This window comes from Bordetella sp. FB-8 (assembly GCF_000382185.1).
Lineage (GTDB): Bacteria > Pseudomonadota > Gammaproteobacteria > Burkholderiales > Burkholderiaceae_B > Bordetella.
This window is the reverse complement of sequence record NZ_KB907784.1, coordinates 2546429-2562784: the sequence shown is the minus strand read 5'-3', so window position 1 is coordinate 2562784 and position 16356 is coordinate 2546429. Positions and strand designations below refer to the sequence as shown.

General features: G+C 63.8%; 18 protein-coding genes. 6 read left to right on the top strand and 12 right to left on the bottom strand.

Annotated elements, in window-relative coordinates; genetic code table 11:
- The 5 genes from gsiC to H143_RS0112290 form a co-directional block, all read right to left on the bottom strand.
- Nucleotides 1–921 carry a glutathione ABC transporter permease GsiC gene (gene gsiC, locus H143_RS0112310; RefSeq protein WP_019938546.1) on the bottom strand — a complete coding sequence of 307 codons (921 nt, stop codon included), beginning with the start codon at nucleotides 919–921 and terminating at the stop codon, nucleotides 1–3.
- Between the two features lie 105 nt (nucleotides 922–1026).
- A complete protein-coding gene (gsiB, locus tag H143_RS0112305; protein WP_019938545.1) occupies nucleotides 1027–2586 on the bottom strand; it encodes a glutathione ABC transporter substrate-binding protein GsiB in 1560 nt (519 codons plus the stop codon).
- Between the two features lie 43 nt (nucleotides 2587–2629).
- On the bottom strand, nucleotides 2630–4507 hold the full coding sequence (locus H143_RS0112300; RefSeq protein ID WP_019938544.1) for a dipeptide ABC transporter ATP-binding protein: 1878 nt from the start codon (nucleotides 4505–4507) through the stop codon (nucleotides 2630–2632).
- 57 nt (nucleotides 4508–4564) lie between these two features.
- Complete coding sequence (locus tag H143_RS0112295) at nucleotides 4565–5551, bottom strand: isoaspartyl peptidase/L-asparaginase family protein (protein WP_019938543.1); 987 nt, start codon at nucleotides 5549–5551, stop codon at nucleotides 4565–4567.
- Nucleotides 5548–6420, bottom strand: a complete 873-nt coding sequence (locus H143_RS0112290) for a MurR/RpiR family transcriptional regulator (protein ID WP_019938542.1) — start codon at nucleotides 6418–6420, stop codon at nucleotides 5548–5550. The genes H143_RS0112295 and H143_RS0112290 overlap by 4 nt, the downstream gene beginning before the upstream one ends.
- Before the next feature lie 139 nt (nucleotides 6421–6559).
- On the opposite strand from H143_RS0112290, the gene H143_RS0112285 reads away from it, so the two are divergent.
- Both H143_RS0112285 and H143_RS0112280 read left to right on the top strand, forming a co-directional pair.
- Nucleotides 6560–7024, top strand: coding sequence for a GNAT family N-acetyltransferase (locus H143_RS0112285; RefSeq protein WP_019938541.1), 465 nt, complete (start codon nucleotides 6560–6562; stop codon nucleotides 7022–7024).
- 19 nt (nucleotides 7025–7043) lie between these two features.
- Nucleotides 7044–7763, top strand: a complete 720-nt coding sequence (locus tag H143_RS0112280; protein WP_019938540.1) for an aspartate/glutamate racemase family protein — start codon at nucleotides 7044–7046, stop codon at nucleotides 7761–7763.
- Between the two features lie 22 nt (nucleotides 7764–7785).
- Here H143_RS0112280 and H143_RS22495 read toward each other — a convergent pair whose 3' ends face one another.
- From H143_RS22495 to H143_RS22095, 3 genes are all read right to left on the bottom strand, one after another.
- The gene (locus H143_RS22495; RefSeq protein ID WP_196801303.1) at nucleotides 7786–8100 is read right to left on the bottom strand and encodes a hypothetical protein; all 315 of its coding nucleotides are present in this window, start codon (nucleotides 8098–8100) and stop codon (nucleotides 7786–7788) included.
- A 78-nt stretch (nucleotides 8101–8178) separates the two neighbouring features.
- The gene (locus H143_RS0112275; protein ID WP_155803628.1) at nucleotides 8179–9213 is read right to left on the bottom strand and encodes an IS630 family transposase; all 1035 of its coding nucleotides are present in this window, start codon (nucleotides 9211–9213) and stop codon (nucleotides 8179–8181) included.
- A 39-nt stretch (nucleotides 9214–9252) separates the two neighbouring features.
- Nucleotides 9253–9762 carry a LysR family transcriptional regulator gene (locus tag H143_RS22095; RefSeq protein WP_231378501.1) on the bottom strand — a complete coding sequence of 170 codons (510 nt, stop codon included), beginning with the start codon at nucleotides 9760–9762 and terminating at the stop codon, nucleotides 9253–9255.
- A gap of 96 nt (nucleotides 9763–9858) precedes the next feature.
- On the opposite strand from H143_RS22095, the gene H143_RS0112265 reads away from it, so the two are divergent.
- The gene (locus H143_RS0112265) at nucleotides 9859–10266 is read left to right on the top strand and encodes a hypothetical protein (RefSeq protein WP_019938538.1); all 408 of its coding nucleotides are present in this window, start codon (nucleotides 9859–9861) and stop codon (nucleotides 10264–10266) included.
- Nucleotides 10263–10421 (top strand): hypothetical protein, encoded by a 159-nt coding sequence (locus tag H143_RS22490; protein ID WP_019938537.1) that lies wholly within the window; start codon nucleotides 10263–10265, stop codon nucleotides 10419–10421. Before H143_RS0112265 ends, H143_RS22490 begins: the two co-directional genes overlap by 4 nt.
- 183 nt (nucleotides 10422–10604) lie before the next feature.
- Here the strand turns inward: H143_RS22490 and H143_RS0112255 are convergent, their stop codons facing one another.
- The 3 genes from H143_RS0112255 to H143_RS0112245 form a co-directional block, all read right to left on the bottom strand.
- Nucleotides 10605–11270: a CoA transferase subunit B gene (locus H143_RS0112255; RefSeq protein WP_019938536.1), complete on the bottom strand. Its 666-nt coding sequence runs from the start codon at nucleotides 11268–11270 to the stop codon at nucleotides 10605–10607.
- Nucleotides 11271–11290: 20 nt separating this feature from the next.
- The gene (locus H143_RS0112250) at nucleotides 11291–11989 is read right to left on the bottom strand and encodes a CoA transferase subunit A (RefSeq protein WP_019938535.1); all 699 of its coding nucleotides are present in this window, start codon (nucleotides 11987–11989) and stop codon (nucleotides 11291–11293) included.
- Between the two features lie 110 nt (nucleotides 11990–12099).
- A complete protein-coding gene (locus H143_RS0112245; protein ID WP_019938534.1) occupies nucleotides 12100–12573 on the bottom strand; it encodes a thioesterase family protein in 474 nt (157 codons plus the stop codon).
- A 111-nt stretch (nucleotides 12574–12684) separates the two neighbouring features.
- On the opposite strand from H143_RS0112245, the gene H143_RS0112240 reads away from it, so the two are divergent.
- Nucleotides 12685–14361, top strand: coding sequence for an electron transfer flavoprotein-ubiquinone oxidoreductase (locus H143_RS0112240; RefSeq protein ID WP_019938533.1), 1677 nt, complete (start codon nucleotides 12685–12687; stop codon nucleotides 14359–14361).
- A gap of 62 nt (nucleotides 14362–14423) precedes the next feature.
- Nucleotides 14424–15260: an SDR family oxidoreductase gene (locus H143_RS0112235; RefSeq protein ID WP_019938532.1), complete on the top strand. Its 837-nt coding sequence runs from the start codon at nucleotides 14424–14426 to the stop codon at nucleotides 15258–15260.
- Here H143_RS0112235 and ltaE read toward each other — a convergent pair.
- Nucleotides 15250–16266 carry a low-specificity L-threonine aldolase gene (gene ltaE / locus H143_RS0112230; RefSeq protein ID WP_019938531.1) on the bottom strand — a complete coding sequence of 339 codons (1017 nt, stop codon included), beginning with the start codon at nucleotides 16264–16266 and terminating at the stop codon, nucleotides 15250–15252. The genes H143_RS0112235 and ltaE overlap by 11 nt on opposite strands.
- Between the last annotated feature and the right edge of the window lie 90 nt (nucleotides 16267–16356).

Below are 16356 nucleotides of genomic sequence, written 5' to 3'. Positions count from 1 at the left end.
TCACTTGTAGCGAATGGTGGGATTGATGAAACCGTAGAGCACGTCCACCACCAGGTTGATCAGGATGAATTCCAGGGAGAACATCAGCACCAGGGCCTGGATGACCGGGTAGTCGCGCACGTTGACCGCATCGACCAGCAGCCGGCCCACGCCCGGCCAGTTGAAAACGGCCTCGACCACGATGGAGCCGCCCAGCAGGAAGCCAAACTGCAGTCCCATCATGGTCACCACCGGGATCAGCGCATTGCGCAGACAGTGCTTGACGATAACGATCCATTCGCGCAAGCCCTTGGCGCGGGCCGTGCGCACGAAGTCCTCGCCGATGACATCGACGAAGGAAGCGCGGGTAAAGCGCGCCATCACCGCCGCCACGCCGGCGCCCAGCGTGAACGAGGGCAGGACGTAGTTGCGCCAGGTGTCGGCGCCCACAGTGGGCAGCCATCCCAGGTCCACGGAAAATATCTGCATCAGCACCATGCCCAGCGCGAAGGCCGGGAATGAAATGCCGGATACGGCCAAGGTCATGCCCAGTTGATCGGGCCATCGATTGCGGAACACGGCCGAAACGATGCCGATGACCATGCCCAACAGCACCGACCAGACCATGCTGGTCAGCGTCAGCCAGAAAGTTGGCATGAAGCGCTCGCCGATCACATCGATGACGGGCCGCCGGGTACGGATAGACGTGCCCAGGTCGCCATGCAGCAGGCGCACGAAATAGTTGGCGAACTGCACCGGCAGGGGCTTGTCCAGTCCCAGCTCCTCGCGCACCAACTGAACCGTGTGCGCGTCGGCGTCCTGGCCCGCGGCCAGGCGCGCGGGGTCGCCCGGCAGCATGTGCACAAAAAGGAACACCAGCACCGCCACGATCAGCAGTGTCGGGATCAGACCCAGCAGGCGTTTCAAAAAATAACTCAGCATCTTGCTATCCAGGGCATGAGGCCGCGGGCCGGGCCGTTCCAGACTGGCACGATCCGGCTCGCGGCGCGCCGGCACGCAGGCGCCGGCGCGGGTACATCAGTCGTCTTACTTGATGGCGATGTCGGAGATGTCGATATTGCCGTCAGGCATCACGTACACGCCGGACAGACGCTTGCTGGTGCCGAAGATGAGCTTGTCCGTGGTCAGCGTCGCCCACGGGGCATCGTTCCAGACCTGTTCCTGGGCATTCTTGTACAGCTCGGTCTTCTGCTTCTCGTCGACCGACTTGAGCGCGTCGGCAACGTCCTTCTCGACCACCGGGTTGGTGTAGTAGGCGGTGTTGTACAGCACCGGCGGGAAGGCTTCCTTGGTCAGCAGCGGGCGCAGGGCCCAATCGGCCTCGCCGGTGGACGCCGACCAGCCCGAATAGAACATGCGCACGGGCGCCTTGGCAGGATCTTTCTGGTTCTGGATCAGGTCCGTACGTTCGGCCGGTTCGAGGCCGCGCACCTGCACCTTGATGCCGACCTGAGCCAGCTGCTGCTGCAGGAACTGCAGCACCTTCAGCGTGGTGGTGTCGTTATAGGCGCCCCACAGCGTGGTTTCAAAGCCGTTGGGGTAGCCAGCTTCTTTCAGCAATTCCTTGGCCTTCTTCAGATCGTAGGGCCAGGGCTGCATCTTGTAGGCATAGGCCACGCCCTGCGGCACGATGCCTTCGGCCGGGAAGGCGTAGCCGCTGAAAGCCACCTTGGCCAGCGCCTGGCGGTTAATGGCGTAGGCGACGGCCTGGCGTACCTTCACGTTGTCGAACGGCTTGTGCTGCACGTTCATGCTGATGTAGCGCTCGATGATCGAATTGCGCGTGATCACGTCCAGCTTTTTCGACTTGGACAACGTCGCGGCCTGCTCGTAGGGCAGCGGATAGGCGAAGTCGGTCTCTCCCGTCTGCAGCATGGCGGCGCGCGTGCTGTTCTCCGGCACGGGCTTCCAGGTCACCGAGTCGATCTTGGGATAGCCCTTGTGCCAGTAGCCCGTGAATTTGACGCCCTTGATGTCGTCGGCGTGCTTCCACTCCACGAACGTGAAGGGACCGGTGCCCACCGGATGCAGGGCGATGTCCTTGCCCCACTTTTTGAGCGCGGCCGGCGAGATCATCGCAGCCGAGGGGTGGGCCAGGGAGTTGATGAAAGGTGCGAACGGCTCTTTGAGCGTGAAGCGCACGGTGTAGGGATCGACCGCCTCGACCTTGTCGATGCGGTTGAACTGGGCATAGCGCGTCAGGTGGTTGTTCTGGTCGAGCACGCGATCGATGTTGGCCTTGACCGCATCGGCGTTGAAATCGGTGCCGTCCTGGAACTTCACGCCATGACGCAGCTTGAAGGTATAGACCAGGCCGTCGGGCGAGACCGTGTAGCTTTCGGCCAGCACGGGTACGATCTTCAGGTCCTTGTCGAATTTGAACAGGCCTTCATAGAAGGTCTTGGTGACCGCCATGCTCAGCGTGCTATTGGTGTTGTAGGGATCCAGGCTATCGGGCTCGGAGTTGATGGCCAGGATGGCGTCCTTGGATGCCCAGGCGCTGCCGGCGGCGGTGAGCGAGGCGAACGCCAGCAGGCACGTGGCCAGGGCCTTGCGCTTGGAAAGCAGATCAAAGCGGGTTTTCATGAAGACTCCAAGATACTTTCACGTGAAAAGGAACAGCAAAAAATCAGTACGGGCCGGCGACCGGATGCCGCGCCACGAAATGGCCGGGCGCCACCTGCACTAGCGGCTGGACCACCGGCTCGTCGCCCACGGCCCGGATCGGGCTGGGGATTTCGTCGGACAGCAGTTGGCGCTTGAGGTGGCGGCGCGCCGGGTCGGCGATGGGCACGGCGGACATCAGCTTCTTCGTGTACGGGTGCTGCGGGTTCTCGAAAATGGCGCGGCGCGGGCCAATCTCGACGATCTGGCCCAGGAACATCACGGCCACGCGGTGGCTGATGCGCTCGACCACGGCCATGTCGTGCGAGATAAAGAGAAACGCGACGCCCAACTCGCGCTGCAGGTCCAGCATGAGGTTGACGATCTGCGCCTGGACGGACACGTCCAGCGCCGAAACGGACTCGTCGGCCACCACCACTTTGGGGTTGAGCGCCAGCGCGCGCGCGATGGCGATGCGTTGGCGCTGCCCACCCGAGAATTCGTGCGGATATCGGTCGGCGTAGCTGGCGGGCAGACTTACCTTGTCGAGCAGCCAGGCCACGCGCTTGCGCGCCTCTTCGCCCACGGCCACGCCATGAACCAGCAGCGGCTCCATGATGGAAAAACCCACCGTGACGCGCGGGTCGAGCGAGGCGAAGGGGTCCTGGAAGATGAACTGAATATTGCGCCGCAGCTCGCGCAGCTCCCCGGCGGGAATGTCGCGGATATTGCGTCCGCCAAATTCGATGGCACCGCTCTGGCTTTCCACCAGGCGCAGCAGCGAACGGCCCGTGGTGGACTTGCCGCAGCCGGACTCGCCCACCAGGGCCAGGGTTTCGCCGGGGTGCAGATCGAAGCTGACTTTCTCGACCGCATGCACCCTGCGGCGTACCCGGCCGAACACACCGCCGCGCACGTCAAAGCGCGTGATCAGATCCTTGACGCGCAGGATGGGCTGCGCGTGCGCGGGCACCGTATCCTGCGGCATCGGCACCTGGCCAGCGGCCTCTTGCCGCGGCTGATCCAGGCGCAGCAGCGTGAACTTGGCCGGCAGGTCGGTGCCCTGCATAGCGCCCAGGCGCGGTACGGCCGACAGCAGCGCCTGGGTATAGGCATGGCTGGGCTGTGCAAACACGCAGACGGACGCGCCCTCCTCGACCTTGTCGCCGCGGTACATCACCAGCACACGGTCGGCCACCTCGGCCACCACGCCCATGTCGTGCGTGATGAAGATCACGCCCATATTCATTTCTTCCTGCAGCTGGCGGATGAGCTGCAAGATCTGCGCCTGGATCGTCACGTCCAGCGCGGTGGTGGGTTCGTCGGCGATCAACAGCGAGGGCTTGCACGACAATGCCATGGCGATCATGACGCGCTGGCGCATGCCGCCGGACAACTGGTGCGGGAAGCGGTCCAGCACCTGCCGGGCCTCGGGAATGCGTACCAGGTCGAGCATGCGCAGGGCTTCGGCGCGGGACGCCGAGCGGCCCATGCCCTGGTGCACGCGGATCGATTCGGCGATCTGATCGCCGGCCGTAAACACCGGGTTGAGCGATGTCATGGGTTCCTGGAAGATCATGGCCATGTCGGCGCCGCGCACATTGCGCATCTCGCGCTGGCTGGCACCGACTAGATCGATGATCCGGCCGTCGCGTCGACGCAGCGCCATCGCGCCTTGCACGATCTTGCCCCCGCCATGGTCGACCAGGCGCATGAGGGAAAGTGAAGTCACCGACTTGCCCGAGCCCGACTCGCCGACGATGGCCAGCGTCTCACCGCGATCCACGTAAAAGGACAAATCGCGCACCGCCTCGACCGTACGCTCGGACGTCTCGAAGCGCACGGTCAAGCCCTGCACCTGGACCACGCGACGCTCCTGCATCGTCTTGATGAGATCAGTCATAAAGCGGCTTTCCTGAAACTTGCGTATTGGTGTGGAAATGTCGGACCCGCAGGCCCGTCAGCGGTAGATCGCCACGGCCGGCGCCTGTCCGACGCGGCCATAGCCGCGGTACATGCCTTCGGTGTTGAAAGGCAGCGTCACATTGCCCTGCGCGTCGACGGCGATCAGGCCGCCCTTGCCTTCTATGCTGGGCAGCTTCTCGAGCATCACCTTGGCCGCCGCGGCCTCCAGCGTGGCGCCGGCGTATTCCATCAGCGCCGACACGTCGTAGGCCGCCACCATGCGGATATACATTTCCCCGGTGCCGGTGGTCGAGACCGCGCAGGTGCGGTTATTGGCGTAGCAGCCGGCGCCGATGATGGGCGCATCGCCCACGCGGCCCACCTGCTTGTTGGTGATGCCGCCCGTGGAGGTGGCCGCGGCCAGGTTGCCGTGCGCGTCCACCGCGACGGCGCCGACAGTGCCGAATTTCTTGTCGGCATCCAGCGGATCCGCCGGCCGGGCCAGTGCCGGCTGGCTGCGCGCCACCGCGGCCTGGCCGTCGTGGTCCAGCACGGCCGCATCGGGGTTGTCGCGCTGCACGCGCAGCAACTGTTCGCGCCGCGCTTCGGTCGAAAAATAGGAAGGGTCGACGATCTCCAGCCCCTGCTCGCGGGCGAAGGCCACGGCCCCCTCGCCGACGAAGAACACGTGCTTGCTCGCTTCCATGACCTTGCGCGCCGCCAGCACCGGATTGCGTACGCAATCCACATTGGCGATGGCGCCCGTGCGCAGCGTGGCGCCGTCCATGATGGAGGCGTCCAGTTCGTGCGTGCCGGCGCTGGTGAACACGGCGCCATGCCCGGCGTTGAACAGCGGGCAGTCCTCCAGCATGCGCACCGCCGTGGTGACGGCATCGAGTGCGCTGCCGCCTTCGGCCAGTACGGTCTGGCCGGCTGCGACGATGCGCGTCAGGGCATCGAGGTATTCGCGCTCTTTCTCGGCGCTCATGGCTTCGCGCGCGATGGCGCCGGCGCCACCGTGAATGACAATGACAGGTTTCATGAATGGATGTCGTGGAAAAGCCAGGGCATGACGGACTCGGTCACGTTGGCCACGGCTGCGATGGAATTTTTGGCCCGATAGGCCACGGCGGCCGACAAGGCCTCGATCAGACTCAGGACTGCCGTTTCGGAATTGACGGTGAGCTGGCGCGCGCTGTTGGCATACAGGGCGATGGACGCCTGGGGCGCCAACGGAGAGGTGGGCTTGTCGGTCAGCGCCAGCACCGTCACGCCGGCCCGGCGGGCCGCCTTGGCCAGGGTGATGGTATCGGCGAGATAGCGCGGAAACGCAATGGCGATGACCAGGTCCGACGCGGTCATGCGCGACATCTGGCGCGCGGCCTGCGACACGCCGCCCGGCCCGGCCATGGATTCGACCGAACGCAGGTACATGCACAGATTGCGCTGTAGAAGGCCCGCCAGAAAGCCACTGGAGCCGAAGCCGATGATGAAGACGCGCTCGGCCTTGAGCACCGCGTCGACCGCCCGTTCGCAGGCCCCGGCGTCCAGTGCCTGCAGATTGTGGCGGGAGTTGGCGATGTCCTCTTCGAATACGGCGGCAAAGATCTGCGCCGCGCTGGCGTGCTGGGCCAGTTCAGTGCGCAATTTTTCGACCGGTTCGAGCGCAGCCTCGAAACCGCGGGCCAATTCGGCCCGAAACTGCGGATAGCCCGGCAGTTCCAGGGCGCGTGCGAAACGGTTGGCCGTCGCCACGGACACGCCCACGGCCGTGGCGAACTCGTCGATGGTCATGGTGGCCACACGGAACGGGTGGGCCAGAACGTATTCGGCCATTTTGTGCTGGGTACGGCTCAGACCGGGCTGGGCTCGGGCGATTCGTTCGGCAATGGCAGGGGTGGCCGCAGGCATGGACGGGGCTGATCTCGGTCTGTAAAATTATTTACATCAAAATTTTACACATGAAAATTAGTTTTCATATTCGGGTATATCCCAGGCGGGCATGCCCCAGGCGTATGCTCCACGCCTTGAACCAAGGAAGATCGCACGCATGCTCAGCTGGACCTGCAAAAACCATACCGACCTGACTCTGGCCGAGCTCTACGGCCTGCTGCAACTGCGCGCCGCCGTGTTCGTGATCGAGCAGCATTGCCTCTTCCACGACCTGGACAGTCAGGACCTGCGCGGTCAGACCGCGCATCTGATGGCCTGGGAAGACGACCGGCTGGCGGCCTATTGCCGGCTGCTGGATCCGGCTTACGACGAGAACGGCGAAGCCGTCATCGGGCGGGTCGTCGTGGCCCCCGCATGGCGCGGCAGCGCGCTGGGGCACGAACTGATGCGACGCGCAGTGGCTCAGGTGCAATCGCGCTGGCCCGGGGTCGGGATGTACCTGGGCGCGCAAGCCCACCTGCGCGAGTTCTATGGCGCACATGGATTCGCGGTCGCGACGGACGAGTACATGGAAGACGGAATACCGCATGTGGGAATGCGGTACGCCCCCATCGCCTGTTAACCAAACACCGCAACTTCACATGGACAACAACACGAATACCAACGGCATGCTGGGCGTCCTGGGCGGCATGGGACCCATGGCGGGCGCAGCGTTCGCCATGCGCCTGGCGGCGCTGACGCCGGCCGACAGGGACCAGGAGCACATTCCAACACTGCTCCTGAACGATCCGCGCATCCCGGATCGCAGCACCGCCCGCGTGGCGGGCGGCGAAGATCCGCTGCCCTATATGAAGTCCGGGATCGAGTTTCTGAACGCATCGGGCGCCAGGCTCATCGCCATTCCCTGCAATACTGCGCATCTCTGGTACGACCAACTGGCGGCTGCATCGCGGTGTCCGGTGCTGCACATCGTCGAGTCCGTCGTTCAGGACCTCAAGCGCCAGGGCATCGCGCGCGGCCGCATCGGCCTGATGGGCACCACGGCCACGCTGGCGCTGGGTCTGTATCAGCAAACGCTGGAACAACACGGCTACGAATGTGTGCTGCCCGAAGCCGACGAGGTCGAATCGCTGTGCATGCAGTCCATTCGCGCCGTGAAGGCCAACCGCCTGGACGATGCGCTGGCGCCGGCCGTGCAGTGCGTGCGCCGCCTGCAGACGCGCGGCGCCGATGCCGTGGCGCTGGGCTGCACCGAACTGCCGCTGGCCATCCCGCATGCCGTCAGGCCGGGCCTGGGCATCGTGCTGACCGACTCCATTGATGCTCTGGCGCTGGCGGCCATTGAACGCTATCGGAGCTGACGCGGCTCGTCCCGCGTCGGCCTCATCGAAATTGCGCGACGAGCATCTCCCTCACCTGCGAAACCAAAGGCAGTTCCCCCGGACGCGGAGGAACAAAGCTGAATTCAACTTCAGGAAGCGCAGGCAGTGCAGGCGTACCCGTAAAAGGAACAACCCCCTCGGGTAAAGCACACGCATTCAGGCACGAGACGCCGAGCCCCGCCGACAACGCGAGATGCAGGCCGCTGACGCCCGATGCGGAATGGGCTATTTGGTAAGGAACACGGCCCTTCTCAAGCTTGCTGATGGCAAACTGCTGTAAGGAGCATGTGTTTGGCAAAACGACAAGCGGCAGCATTCCCGAGTCTGGCGGAACAAATGATTTGTCCGCAACCCAAGACAAGGACTCTCGATGTAAGCGGATACGCTGATTTACTCATAGGTCAGAAATATAGGCGACACTTGGATGCCGGAAGAACGATCGAACCAAGTCGGGCCGCTTGGCGATGTCAGACAATTGCGCATGCACGAGGTCGGCCAGCTTTTCGCCTGCCCGCAGCGGGCGGCGCGCCACGCCAGTGCGCTTGGCGTAGCTCCAGACCAATTCGTCGGGATTCAAGTCCGGCGCGTAGCCGGGAAGGAAGTGCAGTGTCAGCTTGCCCTTGAGGCTGTCTACATACGCGCGCACGCCCTTGGTCTTGTGCGCGGGCAAACCATCGACGACCAGATGGATGGGCCGCCGCCGCCCCTTCATCATCTGCCTCAGCAAGTTGATGAACCCTTCGCCATTCAGGCCGCCGCGGTAGAGGGCAAACCAGAAGCCGCCCTTGCTGTTGACCGCCGAGGCCGCACTGATGCCCTGCCGCTGCCCAGGCACCGCGACCACCGGCGTGTGCCCCTTGGCCGCCCACGTCCGGCCCTGAACCGCATCCGCGCGGAAGCCCGATTCGTCCCAGAAATAGATCTCGGCCTTTTCCCGCTTGGCTTGGCGCACGATCGCCGGATAGGTGTTCTGCTGCCAGTGCGCTACCGCCACCGGGTCGCGCTGGTAGGCCTGCTGCAGCGGCTTCTGCGGCGTCAGTCCGATCCGGGCCAGCAAGGTGCCCACGCTGGCCAAACTCAATCGAGCACCGAACCTCGTTTCGATCAGTTCGCGCACGATCTGCCGTGTCCACAGCCCGAAGTCGAAGCCGTATTGCCGCGGGTTCTTGCCGTTGACCCAGCCGAAGACCTGCCTCTCCTGCGCCGCCGTCAGCGTCCGCGGGCGACCCGTGCCTTTGCTCGAAAGCAGTGCACGTTTGCCATGACCGCGACCACGAGCCTTGGCCAGCACCTTGTAAGCCCAACCACGATGCAGGCCGAACGAGGCGGCCACCGTCGCCGGCGACTCGCCTTCCTTCATTCGTTCAAGCGCCACCAGGCGCATCTCTTCCAGCGCCGCCCGGGACACCGTGCGTCCGTCTCTGATCATGTCGGCTTGGACAGCGCAGAAGGACATTTGTTCCCTAAATTACTGACTTATGAGTAACTTGGCGCCTGGAAAAACGCGCTTGTCCAATATGGTCATCGACAAGCCGATGTCGTAATCGCTGTTGCCGGCTTGCGCTTCGATAGCGGCACTCTTTCGTACCGACACATGCAGGTGCAGGCGGGGAAATTGATCACGCACGCGTTTGATAATGCCCGGCAAGGCCCTGGGCCGAAAGTAATCGGTGATCGCCAGGTGCAAATCGCCTGTCAATTGCGTGCCTTGCATATCCCTATAGGCGGCATCACTCATCGCCAGCATCTGCCGAGCATGGACAAGCAATCGCTCGCCCGCAGGTGTAAGACTCACACCCATTTTTCCTCGTGTAAAAAGCGGCAATCCACAAATGAATTCAAGCTTGCGGACTTGCTCGCTTACAGCCGACTGCGATCGGCAAAGTCGCGGCGCAGCGGCCGATAGGCTCCCGCAATCGGCGATGACCACGAATGCGTTCAGGAGATCGAGATCTAAAAGACGAGGCATTTTATCCATCCGATTTTCAGATAGATGATTTCATATATTCCCGCTTTTCCGCAACAAAGCGATGCCGCATAGTGAAACCTCCTTCACTTCTCGACAGGCCACAAGATGCCCGGCATCGTCCTCACCGTATCCGGAGAGTCAAACAAAACTCTCACGAACCGTCTCGCCAACGAACTGCCACGACTCACGTGCCGGATTCTGAAGAAGGAACCCGAACGCACCATGATGATGGTTCGCTATGTTCCGAAGGATCAATGGTTCATTGCGGGAAGATCGCTGGCCGAGAGCGGCCAAAGCTCCTTCCGCCTGGAAATAACCATTACTGATGAAACCAACACGAAATCCGAGAAAGCGGCGTATCACAAGGCCGCCTTCGAACTCTTGTCGGACATCATTGGAAATCTACATCCGCACTCCAACATCCATATCATGGACTGCCGAGCAACCGCCTATGGCTACGGCGGCGTGACCCAAGACGCCCGCCACCATCCAACCTGGGAAGGCGTCCGATGATCACGGAGATTGTGTTCTTCGATCTGCCACAGGGCACAGACCGGGATGCGATCACGGCCTTGTATCGCCAGTCTGCCCAGGTATGGCGCACCAATCCGGACTTGATCGAAAAATACTATTTCTTCGACGAGGATCCGGTCCCTATACGGCTCTGATCCGCGCATTGAAATATTCGATACCCTCTTACGCGTTCTCCCCCAATACGGCGAGGTCGTCGAGATCTAACTCGAAAAGCCCCTCCGCAAGTGAAAGTACGGTATTTGAGGGGATTGAATGCGCAACCCAGCGGACCGTCCTCTTAAGACAGGACCGCTGGCGTTGACCAAGGCCGGCTTTATCTACACCGCGCCTTGCTTGACCGCCGAGACATCCAACGTGGCGGCCGTCTTGGACTTGATTTCATCGACCGTCACGCCGGGCGCCACTTCGAGCAGCTTCAGGCCGTTGGGCGTGACTTCCATCACGCCCAAGTCGGTGATGATGATATTGACCACGCCCACGCCCGTCAGCGGCAGCGTGCAGGCGGGCAGCAGCTTCAGGTCTTCGGAGCCGTCCTTCTTCTTGGCAACGTGCTCCATCAGCACCACGACGCGGCCGACGCCGGCGACCAGGTCCATGGCGCCGCCCATGCCCTTGATCATCTTGCCCGGGATCATCCAGTTGGCCAGATCGCCCGTCTCGGAAACCTGCATGGCGCCCAGGATGGCCAGGTTGATCTTGCCGCCGCGAATCATCGCGAACGAATCGGCGGACGAAAAGATGCTCGATCCGGGCAGCGTGGTGACCGTCTGCTTGCCGGCGTTGATCATGTCGGCATCCACCTCGGCGTCGGTGGGGAACGGGCCGATGCCCAAAAGGCCGTTTTCCGATTGCAGCCATACTTCCATGCCCTCAGGCACGTGGTTGGCCACCAGGGTGGGCAGGCCTATGCCCAGGTTGACGTAGAAACCGTCTTGTAGCTCGCGCGCGGCGCGCGCCGCCATTTCATCGCGGGACCATGCCATGTCTTGTACTCCTTTTGCCTTTATGCGGGGCGCGTGGTGCGTTGTTCGATGCGCTTTTCGGGGGTCGCGTTGAGCACGATCCGGTGCACATAGATGCCGGGCAGGTGGACCTGGTCGGGATCGAGCGCGCCGGTTTCGACGATCTTCTCGACTTCAACGACGGTGATCTTGCCGGCCATGGCCGCATTGGGGTTGAAGTTGCGCGCCGTCTTGCGGAACACCAGGTTGCCGCTGCGGTCGGCCACATAAGCCTTGACCAGGGCCACGTCGGGTGCCAGCGAGCGCTCCATGACGTATTTGTGGCCGTCGAACTCGCGGATTTCCTTGCCGTCGGCCACGATGGTGCCCACGCCGGTCTTGGTGAAGAAGGCGGGGATGCCGGCGCCACCTGCGCGCAGCTTCTCGGCCAGGGTGCCCTGGGGCGTGAATTCGAGTTCGAGTTCGCCGGACAGGTACTGGCGCTCGAACTCCTTGTTCTCGCCCACGTAGGAAGCGATCATCTTGCGGATCTGGCGCGTGGTCAGCAGTTGGCCCAGGCCGAAACCGTCGACGCCGGCATTATTGCTAATGCAAGTCAGGTTCTTGACGCCCGAATCACGCAGCGCGCCGATCAATGCCTCGGGAATACCGCACAGGCCGAAGCCGCCTACGGCGATCATCTGGCCGTCCTTGACGACCCCTGCCAGCGCGTCGGCCGCGCTCGCATAGATTTTGTTCATTGCTCCTGCTCCTTGGTTATGTGTTGCCGGCGCCGGCCGGGACCGACCCAGAGTTCTTGCTTGGAAATCGAAAAGATTGTAGCGGCAGCCTCCCGCGGGCCGCATCGACGCTACCCCCCGGACATGAAGGCCGCGCCCAGCCGGCACAACACGTCGGCAGGCCAGGGCTCAGAGCGATTGTTGATGTAGTCCATCCATACCAGCACATTGCGTCCGCGGGCATAGGAACCCGACTCGTCGCCCACTTTATCGAGCGTGAGTTCGAACGCCAGGCTGGAGCGGCCGATGCGGCCGACTCGGTGCGTGACCCGCACGCTGGCCGGATAGGTCAGCGGGCGCAGGAAATCGCAGGAGGCATGCGCCAGGATGGCACCGTGATCGTCCGGCAGCTTCAGGCCGGCGCCGTACAGGATCTGCATCCGCGCCTCTTCCATGAGGCGGAAATACAGGGTGTTGTTCAGATGGTCCAGCGCATCGGAGTCGCCCCAACGCAGGGGCACTTCCAGGGTGTGCGTATCGCCCACGCTCAACGTGCGCCCGGTTGCCGGACTCGCGCCGCCGTGTTCGTCCATCACCAGATTCATGCTGCAGTCTCCCTACTCTATACTTCATCCAATGATAAACCGCCTTGCGGCAGGCCCGATCCAGGGTCCGGCAGCCGGGAGGTCGAGTCGCACATAAAAGGGGATAAAAGCATGTCCGAACGCGAGTCGATGGAATACGACGTGGTTGTCGTGGGCGGTGGGCCTGGCGGCCTGGCCGCAGCCATACGCTTAAAGCAGCTTGCCAGCGAGCGCAACCACGAGGTCAGCGTTTGCGTGCTGGAGAAGGCTGCGGAACTGGGCGCCCACACGCTGTCGGGCGCAGTGATGGACCCGCAGGCGCTCACCGAACTCATCCCCGACTGGAAAGAAAAAGGCGCCCCGCTCACCGTGGCGGTCACGCAAGACCAGTTCCTGTTCCTCACGCAATCCGGCGCGCGCCGCACGCCCGACTGGCTGCTGCCCCAGTGCTTCCAGAACCACGGCAACTACATCGTGCGGCTGGGCGAGTGCGTCAAATGGCTGGGCGAGCAGGCTGAGGCCCTGGGCGTGGACGTGTTCCCCGGCTTTGCCGCCGTGCAGGTGCTCTACGATGAGGGCGGCGCGGTGCATACCGGCGCGGTGCATACCGGCGCGGTGCGCGGCGTGGTCACCGGCGACATGGGCGTGGCGCGCGACGGCTCGCACACCGACCACTACCAGCCCGGCATGGAACTGCTGGCGCGCTACACCATCTTCGCCGAAGGCGCGCGCGGCCAACTGGGCCGCCAGTTGATCGAGCGCTATGCGCTGGACGCCGGCCGCGACCCGCAAAGCTATGGCATCGGCATCAAGGAGCTTTGGGAAGTCGACCCGGCGCAGTCCAGCCCCGGCCTGGTGATACACACCGCAGGCTGGCCGCTGGATTCCGACACCTACGGCGGTTCCTTCCTCTATCACCTGGACAATAACCAGGTGGCGGTGGGCATGGTGGTGGGCCTGGACTACGCCAACCCCTGGCTCTCGCCGTACGACGAATTCCAGCGCTACAAGACACACCCGGCCATACGCCCCACTTTCGAGGGCGGCAAGCGCATCGCCTACGGCGCGCGCGCCATCACCGCCGGCGGCCTGCTGTCGCTGCCCAAGCTGGTGTTTCCGGGCGGCGCCATGGTGGGCTGCGAAGCGGGTTTTCTCAACGCTTCGCGCATCAAGGGCAGCCACGCCGCCCTCAAAACCGGCAAGCTGGCCGCCGAAGCCGCGTTCGACGCCCTCTTGGCCGACCGCAGGCAGGACGAGCTCGCGGCCTACCCCGCGGCGTTCGAATCGTCATGGCTGCACACCGAACTCAACAAAGCGCGCAATTTCAAGCAGTGGTTCAAGAAAGGCCGCACCGTGGCCACGGTGATGACGGGCATAGAGCAATGGCTGCTCAAGGGCAAGATGCCCTGGACCATTCATCGCACCAAGCCCGACCACGCCTGCCTGCAGCCCGCCTCGCAGTGCGCGCGGATCGACTATCCCAAGCCGGACGGCACGCTCACCTTCGACAAGCCCAGTTCGGTGTTCATCTCGAACACCAACCACGAAGAGAACCAGCCCATCCACCTCACGCTTAAGGATGCCTCGGTGCCCGTGGCCATCAACCTGGCGCAATACGGCGGGCCGGAAGCGCGCTACTGCCCGGCCGGCGTGTATGAGTTCATCAAGGACGACCACGGCGGCGACAAGCTGCAAATCAACGCGCAGAACTGCGTGCACTGCAAGACTTGCGACATCAAGGACCCGACGCAGAACATCGTATGGACGGCACCCCAAGGGGGCGAAGGGCCGGTTTACAACGGCATGTAGCTTTGCGCCGGCCGCGCGCCCGCCAGCCGGGTGCCACCAGCGCTTATTCACGAGCGGCAAACATGAATGGCAGACGCATATTGCTGGTCGGAGCGGGCGACCTGGGCATGCGCGCGGCAGGAGCGCTGCTGGCGCAGGCAGACGAGGTCTGGACCCTGCGCCGGCATCCGGCGGCAGCGGCGCATGAGCGCCTGCATAATCTCGCGGCCGATGTCGGCCGGCCCGACACCCTGCTCGGCCTGCCGCGCGGCATCACGCACGTAGCCTGGGTCACCGCGCCGGACGGACGCAACCCGCAGGACTATGCCAGAGTTTTCACAGACGGCGTCAAGCATGTGTTCGCTGCGCTAGACCGCAGCGCCCTGCGGCGCGTGGTATTTGTTTCTTCGTCCGCGGTCTACGGCGAGCATGCCGGCGGCTGGGTCGACGAGGACACGCCGCCCGCTCCGACAGGCTACAACGGCCGCATCCTGCTTGAAACGGAACGCTGGCTGGCGGATCAAGGATTGCCCGCCGTGGCGCTGCGCCTGGCTGGAATCTATGGCCCGGGCCGCACGCAATTGTTGGATCGCCTGCGCGCCGGACAGGCCCGCGCGCCAATGGATCCGCCGCATTGGGCCAACCGCATCCACGTGGACGACGCGGCGGCGGCCATCGTGCATCTGCTGGCCCTGGCCCAGGCGCAGCCGGTCTACATCGGCTGTGACGACACGCCGCTGCCCTTGCACGAACTGTACGCACACCTGGCCGACCTGCTGGGCGCGGCCGCGCCGGCATCCGGTCCGGCGCCAGCGGGTATAGGCAGCAAGCGACTGAGCAATGCCCGCCTGAAATCGAGCGGCTACTCGCCGCGTTGGCCCGACGCGCGGGCCGGCTATGCCGCCTTGATCAAGGCCTAGAAAGATACGCCTTGGCAACCGAGACCACGCGGTCCACGTCCGCCTGGGACACGTCCATATGCGTGACCAGGCGGGTAGGGCCGCCGTAGGCGCCCAGAACCAGGATGTCCTGCGCCTTCAATTGCGCAAACAGACCTTCGCAGACCGAAGGCTCGAAATCGACCATCACCATATTGGTCGAGTGCGATACCGACCTCACGCCCGGCAGGCTCTGCAGCCCGGCGGCCAGGCGCCCTGCATTGGCATGGTCCTGCGCCAGGCGTTCGACATTGTGGTCCAGCGCGTACAGGCACGCCGCGGCCAGAATACCTCCCTGCCGCAGGCCGCCGCCCAGCACCTTGCGCCAGCGGTAGGCCTTGTCGATCAGGGCCTGGCTGCCCACCAGCACGGAACCGACCGGTGTGCCCAGGCCCTTGGAAAAACAGATCGACGCGCTATCGAACGTCTCGCACAGCGCCTTCAAGGACAATCCGCTGGCAACCGACGCGTTGAACACCCGGGCCCCGTCCAGGTGGGTCGATAAGCCAATGGAATGCGCCCAATCGGTGGCTTCGCGCACATAGTCCTGCGGTATCACCTTGCCGCCGAATGTGTTTTCCAGGGCCAGCAGCTTGGTGTTGGCAAAATGCGGATTGCCTTTCACCTTGACCGCGGCCTTGAGCTTTTCCAGCGGCAGCGTACCGTCCGCGGCATGTTCGATGGGCTGGGGCTGGATGCTGCCCAGCACGGCGGCGCCGCCGCCTTCGTACTTATAGGTGTGCGCGAGCTGGCCCACCAGGTACTCGTCGCCCCGATCGCAGTGCGCCATGAGGGCGCCCAGATTGCTCTGGGTGCCGGAGGGGAAGAACAGTCCGGCCTGCTTGCCTGCACGTTCGGCGGCAACCGCCTGCAAACGCATAATCGTGGGATCGTCTCCCAATACGTCATCGCCCACCGGGGCCTGCATCATGGCCTGGAGCATGGCCTGGGTGGGACGGGTGACGGTGTCGCTGCGCAAATCGATCATCGGATACTCCAGGAAAACGCCGAACCGCCCCGAGTGCTCTGCTCCCCCGCAGGGATCGGGCTGGGCACAGCCCAGCCCTGGAGGCACTCG